Origin of the sequence: Clostridium sp., from assembly GCF_051656525.1 — a bacterium.
In the GTDB taxonomy this organism is placed as follows: Bacteria; Bacillota; Clostridia; order Clostridiales; family Clostridiaceae; genus Clostridium.
This window is the reverse complement of sequence record NZ_JBOGCC010000271.1, coordinates 1-13,252: the sequence shown is the minus strand read 5'-3', so window position 1 is coordinate 13,252 and position 13,252 is coordinate 1. Positions and strand designations below refer to the sequence as shown.

Annotated in this window: 14 protein-coding genes; 1 reads left to right on the top strand and 13 read right to left on the bottom strand. The window is 28.5% G+C overall.

Translation table 11 applies throughout. From position 1 onward, the window contains the following. The 13 genes from ACRDDY_RS13415 to ACRDDY_RS13355 all read right to left on the bottom strand — a co-directional run. The coding region (locus ACRDDY_RS13415) for an Hsp70 family protein (protein WP_438565447.1) at nt 1-1,001 on the bottom strand (1,001 nt) is incomplete at its 3' end. Nucleotides 1,002-1,004: 3 nt separating this feature from the next. Further along, a complete protein-coding gene (locus ACRDDY_RS13410) occupies nt 1,005-2,078 on the bottom strand; it encodes a clostripain-related cysteine peptidase (protein ID WP_438565446.1) in 1,074 nt (357 codons plus the stop codon). Next, the gene (locus ACRDDY_RS13405; protein WP_438565445.1) at nt 2,075-2,593 is read right to left on the bottom strand and encodes a hypothetical protein; all 519 of its coding nucleotides are present in this window, start codon (nt 2,591-2,593) and stop codon (nt 2,075-2,077) included. Before ACRDDY_RS13405 ends, ACRDDY_RS13410 begins: the two co-directional genes overlap by 4 nt. A gap of 146 nt (nt 2,594-2,739) precedes the next feature. Then, on the bottom strand, nt 2,740-3,090 hold the full coding sequence (locus tag ACRDDY_RS13400) for a hypothetical protein (RefSeq protein ID WP_438565444.1): 351 nt from the start codon (nt 3,088-3,090) through the stop codon (nt 2,740-2,742). Between the two features lie 85 nt (nt 3,091-3,175). After that, nucleotides 3,176-4,111, bottom strand: coding sequence for a hypothetical protein (locus ACRDDY_RS13395; RefSeq protein WP_438565443.1), 936 nt, complete (start codon nt 4,109-4,111; stop codon nt 3,176-3,178). A 346-nt stretch (nt 4,112-4,457) separates the two neighbouring features. Then, entirely contained in the window at nt 4,458-5,015 is a 558-nt protein-coding gene (locus tag ACRDDY_RS13390) for a GNAT family N-acetyltransferase (protein WP_438565442.1), read from the bottom strand. A gap of 154 nt (nt 5,016-5,169) precedes the next feature. Further along, complete coding sequence (gene speB / locus ACRDDY_RS13385) at nt 5,170-6,018, bottom strand: agmatinase (RefSeq protein WP_438565448.1); 849 nt, start codon at nt 6,016-6,018, stop codon at nt 5,170-5,172. Next, nucleotides 6,011-6,862, bottom strand: coding sequence for a polyamine aminopropyltransferase (gene speE, locus ACRDDY_RS13380; protein ID WP_438565441.1), 852 nt, complete (start codon nt 6,860-6,862; stop codon nt 6,011-6,013). Before speE ends, speB begins: the two co-directional genes overlap by 8 nt. Before the next feature lie 24 nt (nt 6,863-6,886). Continuing rightward, nucleotides 6,887-8,341 carry an aminotransferase class I/II-fold pyridoxal phosphate-dependent enzyme gene (locus ACRDDY_RS13375; RefSeq protein WP_438565440.1) on the bottom strand — a complete coding sequence of 485 codons (1,455 nt, stop codon included), beginning with the start codon at nt 8,339-8,341 and terminating at the stop codon, nt 6,887-6,889. Nucleotides 8,342-8,360: 19 nt separating this feature from the next. Then, nucleotides 8,361-9,179 (bottom strand): adenosylmethionine decarboxylase, encoded by an 819-nt coding sequence (gene speD / locus ACRDDY_RS13370; protein ID WP_438565439.1) that lies wholly within the window; start codon nt 9,177-9,179, stop codon nt 8,361-8,363. Nucleotides 9,180-9,607: 428 nt separating this feature from the next. After that, the gene (locus ACRDDY_RS13365) at nt 9,608-10,282 is read right to left on the bottom strand and encodes a hypothetical protein (RefSeq protein ID WP_438565438.1); all 675 of its coding nucleotides are present in this window, start codon (nt 10,280-10,282) and stop codon (nt 9,608-9,610) included. A gap of 319 nt (nt 10,283-10,601) precedes the next feature. Next, on the bottom strand, nt 10,602-11,150 hold the full coding sequence (locus tag ACRDDY_RS13360) for an ECF transporter S component (RefSeq protein WP_438565437.1): 549 nt from the start codon (nt 11,148-11,150) through the stop codon (nt 10,602-10,604). Between the two features lie 217 nt (nt 11,151-11,367). Next, complete coding sequence (locus ACRDDY_RS13355; RefSeq protein ID WP_438565436.1) at nt 11,368-11,934, bottom strand: hypothetical protein; 567 nt, start codon at nt 11,932-11,934, stop codon at nt 11,368-11,370. Nucleotides 11,935-12,430: 496 nt separating this feature from the next. Here ACRDDY_RS13355 and ACRDDY_RS13350 point away from each other — a divergent pair, with 496 nt between their 5' ends. Next, the gene (locus tag ACRDDY_RS13350; RefSeq protein ID WP_438565435.1) at nt 12,431-13,108 is read left to right on the top strand and encodes a 5'-methylthioadenosine/adenosylhomocysteine nucleosidase; all 678 of its coding nucleotides are present in this window, start codon (nt 12,431-12,433) and stop codon (nt 13,106-13,108) included. Nucleotides 13,109-13,252 lie beyond the last annotated feature (144 nt).

Genomic DNA, 13,252 nt, shown 5'->3' with positions numbered 1-13,252 from the left:
TTTTCTTCTCCAAATTTTCTTTTAAACATTTCTCTTATTGCTACTATTCTTGTACTACCTCCAACTAAAACTATCTTATCTATATCCTTAGCCTTTATTAAAGCTCCATTTAAAGCCTCATCAATTAAAGCCTCTCCTTCTTTAATTATCTCTTTTATAAGAAAATCAAACTCCTCTCTTTTAATAACACAATCTACATCTATTAGTTCACCATTTTCATCTTTATCTATTCCTGGAATTACAACATCCCACTCCTTATAGAAAGCTAAATTTTTTTTACACTCCTCACTAGCTTTTTTAAGCATTGAAATACTTCTTAAGTTTTTAGTATTTATTTCTTTATTTGTTTCTTTTTCAACTCTTTCTATAATATATCTCATAAGAAGTTTATCTATATCTTTTCCACCAATATTTTTTCCACGACTTATCTTCACATCTATAACTCTATTTACCATCTCTAAAATTGATATATCTAATGTTCCACCCCCAAAATCAAATACTAGAACTTTTAAATCACTATTTTCCTTATCCAGTCCATAAGCTAAAGCTGCTGCTGTTGGTTCATTTATTATTCTTTTAACCTTAAGTCCTGCAAGTCTTCCAGCTTCTTTGGTATCTCTTCTTCCTTTATTATTAAAATTAGCAGGGACTGTTATTACTGCCTCTGATATTTCTTCTCCTAAATAAAACTCTGCTATATCTTTCATTTTTTTTAGTATCATACTTGAAATCTGAACTGGTGTATATATTTGCTCATTTATCTTTAGCTTTACATCTTGTCCCATAAATCTTTTAACCTCTGACACTATCTTGTCAGCCTTTAATATCATTTGATTTTTAGCTTTATCACCAACTATAATATTCTCCCCATCTATTAAAACAATAGATGGTACAACATAGCTTTCTCCCTCTTCTATATTCTTTATTACTTCAACTTGTTCATCTCTAAATACTGCTATCTCTGATGTTGTAGTTCCTAAGTCTATTCCTATATATGCCATAAACTAATCCTCTCTTTTCTCATCTTTTATTTCTAAATATTTTTCTACTAAATTATGAGCTGTGTCTTCTTCTACATACTGCATAATTATATTTTCAAGCCCTTCATTTTCAAGTTCTATTAATTTTATATTCTCTTCATAAATTTTAAATTCTCCTCTAACTACTATATTCCACAAATTATCCTTAGTATATTTAAACATGCTATAAATATTTCTCTCTAATTTATTTTTAAGAAAATATTTAATATATCCTGTAGTATCTCCATCAACTCTTTCACTTCCTTTAGTTTGAATTCCAACTCTTATCCCTTCCGTTCTTAAAACATATATTCCACTTTTAAACTCTCTATTTTTTTTATATAATAGCTTTAAAATTCTTTTATTTTGACTTATTCTAAAAAGATCAAATTCTTCAACACTTGCTTTATTTAAACAAATTAATAGGCTATCTAATTTTTTAAATTCTTTTTCAAATTCATTACTTTCTATACATTTAAAAATATCTTTAAAATCAATTCCTTCAATAGGTGCAAAGCTTCTATACGTAATTAAATTCTTTACTTTATTTTTGTAAAGTATTTCATATAAAACCTCAATATAATTCATAGAACACATATCTAAAACTAAATAATCTATCTTTCTTTTATTTAATATATTAGCTAAATTATATGTATTCATTGAAAAAGCTACACTTTCCTTCATATCTAAGAGAGCTTGAAAAGGTCCACCATGTCCACTAATTAAAACTATATTAAACTCTGAGTCCTTCATATATACATTTAAGAATTTCTCTACATCTATATATTTAACAAATTCTCCTCTAACTTCTCCTTGTATAAAGAAATCTTCACTTTTAACTTCGCTAACTATACCACCTTTTACTTTATAAATTCCTATTTTCGAAGATTTCTCTTCTCCCTTATTCCATATATTCAAATAATCACAGTTTTCAATTTTATAAATACAATATCCTTCTAAATCACTTCTTTTAGTCATAAAGCTCAAAAATACATTTAAATTCTTTAAAATAGATTCATATAAATCATTACTTCCATTTAATATATAAAATATCTTCATCTATTCTGTGCCTTTAGAAATACAGGGCTGCAAGATACTTCAACATTTTCATCTAAAAGCTCTACTCCTATTTCTCTCTTAGTTTCACAATCTTTCCATCTATGTTCATACATTTTTTCATTACAATTACATTCATTTGTATGTTCTATATCTTTTTTTTCATTTTCTAATATAATTTTTTTCATCTCAATAACATTTTCTAGTTTCATTTGCAGAAAAGTTTGACTTCTAAATATTGTTTTCATAGTATTATTTATTGACTCATTAACTTTTAAAATATAATCTAAATCCTCTAAAACTCCCTTTTTATAAGAACTACAAATACTACATTCATAACATTTTTTCGCCTTTTCCTCTAAACTTTTTAAAACATATTGAAGCTTCTCCCCTTCTGCATTAATAATATGACTAAGTCCAAGTTCTTCCATTGCTATAGAGTTAAGAAGAACCTTTATACTGTCTTCAATATCTAAATTTATCTTTGGATTTATATCTGGTATATTTGGCATTGACATTTTAACCTCACCTCTTTTTCTATACAATATTCTTGTTATACTTATATTCCTTTTAATAGACTTAAATAACTAAAATAAACAGTATAGAACAAATTTATTCTATACTGTTTATTTTTTCCTCTAATAATTTTCTTTAATTTTAAATTTTATGGAGTTGGCGTTGGTGTTGGTGTTGGTGTTGTATCAACTAATGTCATTGCATCTTCAAGTTTTAATTGTAATAATAATTGGTTTCTTAAAACATCTTTTAAGGAATTACTTACTGATTTATTAACTTCTAAAACTTTGTCTACTGTTACTCCTTCTGGAGCTGGTATTGCATTTCCATCAGCATCAACTAATGTACCTAATACGTATTGAATTTTTTCGCCTTCTGCATTTATAATATGGCTAAGTCCTATCTCTTCCATTCCTATAGAAAATAAAATTAAATTAACTGCATCTTGTTTATCAACTGTAACTTGTGGATTCATATCCGGAACTTTTGGTAATGACATACTTTAAACACTCCTTCTTATCTTTTATAATTTAGTTTATTGCATAATATATCTTATTCTTTCCTTTAAAAATTGCCACACCTTTTCAAATTTTTATTACCTTTATATTTCCTATACCACCAAATTCTTGAATTAATAATCCCTTTCCAAGTAGACATAATGCTATTTTACTACCCTTTTTACATTTTATGATTACTTTCCCTACATATCCATGTTCATCAAAAGTAGTTTTAACAAAGCTATAATCAAGTTCCATAGAATCAACCTTCAAAAACATATATCCCTCAGATTCACTACGTATATTCAAAAAATAATCAACACTATATACGCCATCACTTAAAATCTCAATCTCATACTTATTCTTACAAATGATAATTTCTCTACTTTGGATAACCTTCGACCACTGAATAGCTCTATAATTCTTTATAGATACAGTTTCAACTTCATCACTAATGAAAAAACCATACACTGACCTTTCATACTTGTCTAAAGTAATTCTAGGATACTTATTTACCTTTTCACATTCAAATTTTAAATAAGGAGCCCTTCTTTCATCTTTACAAAAACTAACAAGACCTCTAGCACCAAGACCTAAAATAGTAAATCCAATCCTTTCCTCAGAAAAGAAAAACTTCTTTAAATGAGTTATATCAAGCTTTACAAATTTCCCCTCAAAATCCTTCTTTAAATTATACATAACATAACTTTGATTAAATTTAGGAAACTTAGAAAAGTTAATCTCCTCCAAATCAAAAGCCTCAATATTTCTACAAATCTCAATACCATACTCATTAACATAACTCTCAAACTGAGTCTCTCCTAAATACAAATTCAGCTCAATTTTCAACACATTATCTTCATCAATACAACACTGCATTATTTTAAAAGTATCAATCTCCAAAATTCCTCTATACTCATCAAACCCATTTCTACCAACAAGCAATATCGACTCATCGATAACTCCATCTTCTCTACTATAAAAATATGTACTTTTAAAAACCTCCTCCTTAAAAATTTCCATAACAATCAAAACTCCCATTCAAAATTATTACTCACAACAAAAAAATTTTCCTATTATTATACTATTCACCAAACCCACAAAATAGACTTTAAATCAATTAATAGTGAATAGTACGAAAAATCAAATTATCAAAGCCACTCCATTTTTTCTTCCCCCACAGCATTCACTAATCTACTCCATAACTCTCACTTTTCTTCCCAAACTTCCTTCTAAACTTCTCTCTCCTGAACTCTCTCTTTACTAGTAACAATCGCCTATAATAGTCTCTACACTTTTCTCCATCTATCCTCATCCAAAAAAGTTCTAAAAAAGCCTAAGAAAATTCACTTTCCTTAGGCTAAAATCTTTAAACTAAATTTTTATTTAAAATTGCTCTCATAAGACCTGCATACTTAATCTTTTCAAGTTCTTTAATATATCCATTATTTATAAATGTATTTAAACTATATGGGTTAACTGGTGATACAGTTGCCATAACTCTATTCATAGAATCCTCAATAGCTAAATTTTCAATTATTCTACATATAATATTTTGAAGTTTATTACCTCTATAGTCTTTATGTACTATTGTTGATTCTATTTGTGCTGTTTTTAAAAGTTCTTCATTATCTAAATCTATATCATATCCATAGTTATGCTCATCTAATCCATGCTTTGCATAAACTCCCATACCTATAAGCTTTCCTTCTTTATTAAAACATCCAATAGCTCTTCCTTTTTCACCTAAAAAATGTGTGAAATGTTCTCTTTCTGACCCTGAATAAAGTTCACTATTATCAAGCCATTCCATTATAAGTTCTTGAAGTTCCATAACTTGGTCTAAATCCTCTTCTTTTAAAAATCTTAAATTACAAATTTCTTCTTCATTTAATGCTTTATTTTTTAACTTAATATCAATATTCATAAAAATAACTCCCTCTACTTCAATTTACTCTATCTAAATAGTTTTACTACATTATATATTTACTTAAAACACTTTAATAATTAATAGTTAGAAAAACCGAATTAGCCTCACCAATTCGGTTTTTCTTTAATTCTAAAATTCTCAATTTTTCATTTTAATCACATGCAATAAGCATTTCTCTAAGTACTTTGCATGCAACTGCTGTAGATGTTCCTGACGTATCATATTGTGGTGATAGTTCATTTATATCTATTCCTACAACATTATTAAGCTTTCTAAATTCTAGTATTCCATTCATAAGCTCTTTAAATGTAACTCCACCTGCTTCTGGTGTTCCTGTTCCTGGAAATATTGAAGGGTCTAATACATCTAAATCTATTGTTATATATACTGGCTTATCTTTAATTTTTTCTACTATTTTATCTAAAGTATCTAAATTAAATTTATTTGTGTACATATGATCTTTAGCCCAATAAAACTCGTCTCTTTCTCCTGAACGGATTCCAAATTGAAATATTTTATCGTCTCCAATTATATCCCAAACTCTTCTTATTACTGATGCATGTGATAATTCTTCACCTAAGTAGTTATCTCTTAAATCTGTATGTGCATCAAAGTGAATTACATGTACATCTGGATATTTTTCATATACAGCACGAAAAGCTCCAAGTGTTACTAAGTGTTCCCCACCTATCATAAGAGGTTTTTTATTGTCATTTAATACACTTCTTGTATAATCCTCTATCATTTCTAGTGCTTTTACAGGATTTCCAAAAGGAAAATCTAAATCGCCACCATCATAAATAGCTAAATCTTCTAAGTCTACATCCTGATATGGGCTATATGTTTCAAGTCCATAAGACTCACTTCTCATTACTTTACTTGCAAATCTTGTACCTGGTCTAAATGATGTTGTTCCATCAAAAGGTGCTCCAAATATTACAGTTGTTGCTTCGCTGTATTCAGATTCACACCCTATGAATGTTTCCACATTTCTATTCATGGACACTTTCAAGCATTTCCTTAACGTAGTTTGGTAGTGCGAAGCATCCTTTGTGTAAGTCTGTGTTGTAGTACTTAGTTTTTAATCCTAAGTTGTTCCAAGCTTCAACATCAGCAGTTAATGGATCATACTTTTTAGATGCAAATCCAAATAACCAATGTCCTGATGGATATGTTGGTATATGTGCTTGGTATACTCTACAAACTGGGAAGCATTCTTTAATTCTTTTATGTGCTCTCTTCATTGATTTAGCATACTCTTCGTAGTATGGACTTTCATGTTGGTTAACTAAAATTCCATCTTCCTTTAATGCTTTATAGCAATTTCCGTAGAATTCTCTTGTAAATAATCCTTCTCCAGGTCCAAATGGATCTGTTGAATCAACTATTATTAAATCATATTTATTTTCAACTTCACGTACAAATTTTAATCCATCTTCAAAAAAAAGATTAACACGAGGGTCATCTAATTTCTCAGCAGTTTGAGGTAAGAATTTCCTACATACGTCAACTACTAATTTATCTATTTCAACCATATCTATGTTTTCAATAGTATTATATCTAGTAAGTTCTCTTACAGTTCCACCATCTCCTGCTCCTATTACAAGAACATTTTTTATGTTTGGATTTGTAGCCATAGGAATGTGTACTATCATATCATGATAAATAAATTCATCCTTTTCAGTTACCATCATTAAACCATCTAAAGTAAAGAATGTTCCAAACTCTTTTGATTTAAATACGTCTATTCTTTGAAATTCACTTTTATCTGAGTATACTTGTTCATCTACCTTAATTGAAAATCTAGCCTCTGGTGAGTGCTCTTCTGTGTACCATAATTCCATTTTAAATCCACTCCTTAAATTTTTTTATTTTAAAACTTGTAGTTCTTTTGCATCCATATCCTCAGGACCTGTAACAAGGCTACCCTTTTCCTTAGATGCAGTTATACATTCTATAGCTTCTTTTGTAATAAGTTCTCCTGGCGCAAGTATTGGAATACCTGGCGGGTAACACATTACAAATTCACCTGAAATTCTACCTTCACATTCTTTTAAGGGAATACTTTCCTTTTCTGAATAAAAAGCTTCCTTTGGTGATTTCCTAACTATAGGATTTATATATTCATGATCAAATATTCCCTTTTTATCTTTAGTGTAAATTCTTTTTATTTCACTTAAAGCTGATACAAGTCTTTCAATATTATATCTAGTGTCTCCAACAGATATAATAGATAAAATATTGCCTATATCTCCAAGTTCTATTTGAATACCATAATCATCTCTTAAAATATCATAAGCTTCAATCCCTGCAAGTCCAATTCCTAAAGTATTTACAGTAAGCTTAGTTACATCAAAATCAAAAATATTATCCTTATTTACTATTTCCTTAGAAAAAGCATAATATCCGTCAATCTTGTTTATTTCATTTCTTGCATATTCTGCAATTGCTATAACTTCTTCAAAAATCTCCTCTCCATGAAGTGCTAGATTTCTTCTAGCTAAATCAAGCGATGATAGTAAAAGATACGACCCACTTGTAGTTTGTGTTAAGTTTATAATAGTTCTAACATAATGTGGATTTATTCTATCATTCTTCATAAGTAACATAGAACTTTGAGTTAAAGAACCTCCCGTTTTATGTATACTTACAGCTGCCATATCAGCACCTGCTTCCATAGCTGAAACTGGAAGTCTTTTATCAAAATAAAAATGTGTTCCATGAGCTTCATCAACTAAAACATACATTCCATGACTATGAGCAAGTTTTACTATTTCTCTTAAATCAGAGCATATTCCATAATAAGTTGGATTATTTACAAAAACTGCTTTAGCATCTGGATTTTCTTCTATAGCTTTTTTTATATCCTTTAAAGACATTCCAAGGGATATTCCAAGACTACTATGAATTCCTGGATTTATATATATAGGATTAGCTCCTATAAGTATAAGAGAATTTATAGCCGATCTATGGACATTTCTAGGCATAATTATCTTATCCCCTTCTTTACATACAGTCATAATCATAGCTTGAACTGCTGATGTAGTTCCATTAACCATAAAAAATGCATCATCAGCTCCAAAGGCTTTAGCTGCTAATTCTTCTGCTTCTTTTATAACTGATGTAGGATGACACAGATTATCTAAAGGTTTCATAGAGTTTACATCAACTGCTAAACAGTCTTCTCCTAAAAACTCCCTAAGTTCTTTATTTCCTCTTCCCTGCTTATGTCCTGGAACATCAAAAGGAACAATCCTTTGACTTTTATACCAATTAAGAGCTTCATAAATAGGTGCTCTCTCTTGAGGAGATTTCTCTTTCATTTAAATTCCCCCTTATCTTTTAATAAATATTAACTCCACCATAAATCTCAATCATCTCTTTTGATAATCTATCTCTAATCTCACGTCTTTCATGAGGAGATAATTCATGTTGGTCTGAATTAAATAAATAATTATTTAACTTAATATCATTAACCATCATTTTTGTATGGAACATGTTTGCTTGATATATATTCATATCAATACAATCATAATTCTTTAAAGTTTCATTATCTATATATTCTTGAATTGATCTTATTTCATGATCAATATAATACTTTCTTCCTGCAATATCTCTTGTAAATCCTCTAACCTTATAATCAACAGTAATAACATCTGAGTCAAAACTAGCTATAAGATAATTTAAAGCATTTAGTGGCGATATTTTACCACATGTTGATACATCAATATCAACTCTAAATGTAGTTACATCATGATTTGGATGACATTCTGGATAAGTGTGAACCGTTAAATGGCTCTTATCTAAGTGTCCCATCACACTATCACGAAGTGGCATATATGAAAATTCCCCTTTATTGCATGAAGGATCTATTAGTGCAACTGGAAGTGCTTCCTCTGTAATTAATACATTAACACTAGCCCCTTGCGGTTCATAATCCTGTTTTGAAATGTTTAAAACATGTGCTCCTATAATCTCCGTCACATCACATAATATTTTTGTTAAACGCTCTGAGTTATATTGATCATCAATGTATTTAATATAATCTTCTTTTTCCTTTTCAGTCTTAGCATAACATACGTCATAAATATTAAAACTTAAAGTTTTAGTTAAATTGTTAAAACCATAAAGTGTTATCTTTTCTTTCAAAACTAACCTCAAATCCTTTCATTATATAATTTTCATGCTCTTTTTTCTAAAATTTAGAATTTTCTTCATTAAATTTCTTAATATTACTAAACATACTAAACCTTAGTATCTAGGCTATATTAAAAACATTTCTGTAAAAAACATCCTAGAAATACTAAATATAAAACTTGATATTACTAAACTTTAGTTTAAAAAAATATTAAACAAATTTAAATGGTTTTAAATCATTCAACCATTGTTAATTATTTCAATATCGTACTACATTATATAACAACGATTTTTTTTAGTCAATTCTATTTTTTAAGTTATATATAAACACTCTTTATTACTATAATTCATAACTTTTTAAAAGAAATAATTTTAGTAAAACCTTTCTTTTCAATTATTTTACTTTAAAAAAAGAAGCTATCTTTAACTTAGACAGCTTCTTTACTATACTTTTAATTATTCACTTTTAGACCTATTTCTTTAATTCCTAAAACTTCAACTGTTTCTCCAGAGGCTAATTTTATATCAGTACTTTTTTCAAATGTTTTACCATTCTCATTTAATTTTTCACTTTTGATAATTTTTCCATCTCTACAAACTTCTAAAACACCTGCACCACTTTTTGCTGTAGCTGTATATGTTCCTGGATTAATATCAATCCCTACATTCCATTCACCTGTTGTAAGTATATCAGTGACTTTATTTGAAGTTGGTATAAATTCTACTTCTTCTAATCCTGAAATCTGTACTTTTTCATTTTTACTTAAAGTATATGTTACAGTTTTAGCACTATCTTTTCCTAAAGATTCATTTACAGATTGTGTATTTCCAGCATCAATAACAGTGATATTCCCTTCACCTTTTTTTGCTTTTATAACATATCTTCCTGGATTAATATCTTTTCCTACTATATATGTTCCAGAACCTAAAGTTACATTCTTCGCTTCTGTGTTATCTCTTTTTAATTGTAGTGCATTATTATTCTTAGGCGTAACTGCATTTGAAGCATTTGAATTTGCTGAAGCAGTTAATGCTTTAGAACTTGCTATATATATAACTACTAATACAACAATTAATACTATTGCTAGTATTATGTTATGACCCTTTTTATTCGTATTCGTTTCCATAATATACATCCCCTTATTTCTAATTATTATTTATCTCTTCATTTTTTTCACTAAAACTTAACTCTTTACTTTTATAATAAAATACATTCCCTATTTCTGCTCTTATAATAACATAAATTTTCCCATTTTCCTTAAAAACTAATTGATAAACTATTAATATTTTTTAATATTATTTAACAAAAAGACTAAGTAATTCCATTTTTTAAATTTTCTATGCACTACTACTTAAGATAGACTAACATTTTAATATACTTTTCCTATTTCATATATTTTTTCTAAACAAAAAAAGCTCCTATTAAAAGGAACTTTTTCTAAATTTTTAATTAAGAACTCTTTGTCTTATTTTCTCAGCTATTGGAGCTAAAACAATTGCTATTATTATTCCTACTACAACCTCTGATAAATCTCCAACAAAATGAGCAACTGCGTAAGATATACTTCCTACAAATCCTACAGCCACTCCTGTAATAACGCCACCCATTATTGCATTAGCTATAAAATATCCAACTAAGTCTACAACGCCACCAATAATAAATGCAAATATGTATAATTTCATAGATCTTTTTTCAGCTCTCTCTAGAATAACTGCAACAGCTAAAGCCATAAGCCCTTTTATGATAAAAGTAAAAGGTGCCCATATAACATATCCAGCTGCTATATCAACAAAAGCCATACCAACAGCACCTGCTATAAATCCCTTTTTCTTACCTAAAAGAAGTCCTGCTATTAAAACCATACAATCTCCTGGTTGAATAAAACCATCAAATGTAGGAATCTTTATAATACTTCCTGCTACAAAAACTAAAGCTATCATAAGGGCAGTAAAAATAAGCCCTATAATTTTCTTATGTTCCTTACTTGTATTCATCAAAATCATCACCTTTTCATTTGTTCTAACTTTAGAATATATGGATATTTTTTCTTTGTAAATGCTATACACCCGCAAAAAAAAAATATTTACATTTATATTATACATAAAAAAGGCTCTTACATTCCTAAATAAGCTATCTAAGAATAATTTAGATAAAATAGAATAAAAACAAAGTAATAAAATAGACATAAAATTGTATCGGTTCAATTTTTCATTACTTAACTATTCCTAAAACATACTCCTTAAATTCCACAAAAGTACAATCTACAATAGAAGCACCTTTATTAAGTTTCTTACTTTGAAAGTTAAACTCGGCTGAACCATAGTTAAACATAGCTCCAAGTACAAGAAGTGATAATTCATTTAATCTATAGTTAACTCTCTTTATAGAAAGTCTTTTTAAGAATAAAACAAACTCTTTAACATCACCAACTTCATTATTTTTATCTAAAATAACAAGAGCTTTAAAGAAATTAAATCCTCCTAGTAAAGGAATCATTTCTCCATCTTCCATATAAAAAGCCTTATCAGTTTTCAAGAAATACTTAACACCCTTATACTCCATGCTTTTAAATTCATTATTTATAGAAACTTCCTCGTCATATCCCTTTAAAGACTCAACCATAGAAAGCCATTTTCCCTCTTCACTATTATCAAGTTCAGAAACTCTCTTAGAGAACTCACTTAAAGCCTCTTCATAGCTTCTAAATTCCTTAATCATTTCACCAGATACTTCTAATCTATAAGTTTTATTTTCATATGTTAAACTAATCTTACTCATCATCATCACTCCCGTATAAAATCTTCTATTTAATAATAATTATTATATAATAAAAACCTGCAAAAATGCAAGAACTATTTTCTCCATTCCTCTCAGCACCTTCCACTTCCCTATTTTCTGCAACAGTCTCTACATCTCCAAACCCTACTCCCTTACTTTCTACCTCTTCCTACTTCCTACTTCCTACTTCCTACTTCCTACTTCCTACTTCCTACTTCCTACTTCCTACTTCCTACTTCCTACTTCCTACTTCCTACTTCTCTCAATAGCAACAATTTTCTATAACAGACTCTAGGTCTTTAAACTTTAGTCAATTACTCTTTATCTTTTCCATAATAAAATTTACCACTAGGTAAATTTTGAGTCCCTCAAATAGTCGCTCCAAACTCCCCCTAATTCTAAATTTTTAATTTTAAATTCTTCATTAAACTCATATACATAAATAATACAATTTTGTATAATTATAACATAATAAAATTTAAAAGGAGGTACGCTAATGACCTTTGGAATAATTGGACCATCAAAAGATGAAATTATGCCTTTTATAAATAAACTACAAAATAAGAAAGTCCTTTCAATTGCAATGTTAAACTTTTATACTGGTGAATTTAATAACATTAAGGTTGTTGCTTTATATTGCGGTGTATGCAAAGTAAATGCAGCCATTGCAGCTCAAATTTTAATAGATAAATTCAATGTAACTAACATTATAGTAACAGGTGTTTCTGGTGGAATTGATAAAAATTTAAATATTGGAGATACTGTTATTTCAACAGAAACTTCTTATCATGATGTTGAAGATGGAATATTAACAGAATATCATCCCTGGATGAAAAGTATTTATTTTAAATCTGATGAAAAACTTCTAAATTTAATTAAGAATGTAGTAAAAAATAATACATTTCCACAGAAAATTTACTTTGGGAAAATAGTAACTGGTGAAGCATTTATAAGTGATATTGGTAGAAGAGAGATAATTGAAAAATATAATCCTCTTTGTGTAGATATGGAGACAGCCGCTATTTCACATGTATGCTATGTAAATAAAATCCCCTTCATAGCCATACGCTCCATAACAGACACAGAAAATGATAGCGGTATAGAAAACTTTGAAGCAAACTGTATCCAAGCTTCAGAAAATTCCTTAGCCCTTCTTGAAAAAATTTTATCCTAAAGGAACCAAGCTTCATTTTAAAATAAGTATATATAAAAAAGATGAACTAGCCTTTGCTAATTCTAAATTAAAAAGAAAGCATCATACATTTCTAGATGATGCTTTCTTATTTTTCCTATTTTGAAGTTTCTTCTTTTACTTCTT

Coding starts and splice junctions, on each gene's coding strand:
- ACRDDY_RS13410 (WP_438565446.1), bottom strand. CDS start 2,078: ATGAAGATATTTTATATATTAAATGGAAGTAATGATTTATATGAATCT.
- ACRDDY_RS13350 (WP_438565435.1), top strand. CDS start 12,431: ATGACCTTTGGAATAATTGGACCATCAAAAGATGAAATTATGCCTTTT.
- ACRDDY_RS13400 (WP_438565444.1), bottom strand. CDS start 3,090: ATGTCATTACCAAAAGTTCCGGATATGAATCCACAAGTTACAGTTGAT.
- speE (WP_438565441.1), bottom strand. CDS start 6,862: ATGGAATTATGGTACACAGAAGAGCACTCACCAGAGGCTAGATTTTCA.
- ACRDDY_RS13395 (WP_438565443.1), bottom strand. CDS start 4,111: ATGGAAATTTTTAAGGAGGAGGTTTTTAAAAGTACATATTTTTATAGT.
- speB (WP_438565448.1), bottom strand. CDS start 6,018: ATGAATAGAAATGTGGAAACATTCATAGGGTGTGAATCTGAATACAGC.
- ACRDDY_RS13390 (WP_438565442.1), bottom strand. CDS start 5,015: ATGAATATTGATATTAAGTTAAAAAATAAAGCATTAAATGAAGAAGAA.
- ACRDDY_RS13375 (WP_438565440.1), bottom strand. CDS start 8,341: ATGAAAGAGAAATCTCCTCAAGAGAGAGCACCTATTTATGAAGCTCTT.
- ACRDDY_RS13360 (WP_438565437.1), bottom strand. CDS start 11,150: ATGAATACAAGTAAGGAACATAAGAAAATTATAGGGCTTATTTTTACT.
- ACRDDY_RS13365 (WP_438565438.1), bottom strand. CDS start 10,282: ATGGAAACGAATACGAATAAAAAGGGTCATAACATAATACTAGCAATA.
- ACRDDY_RS13355 (WP_438565436.1), bottom strand. CDS start 11,934: ATGAGTAAGATTAGTTTAACATATGAAAATAAAACTTATAGATTAGAA.
- ACRDDY_RS13405 (WP_438565445.1), bottom strand. CDS start 2,593: ATGTCAATGCCAAATATACCAGATATAAATCCAAAGATAAATTTAGAT.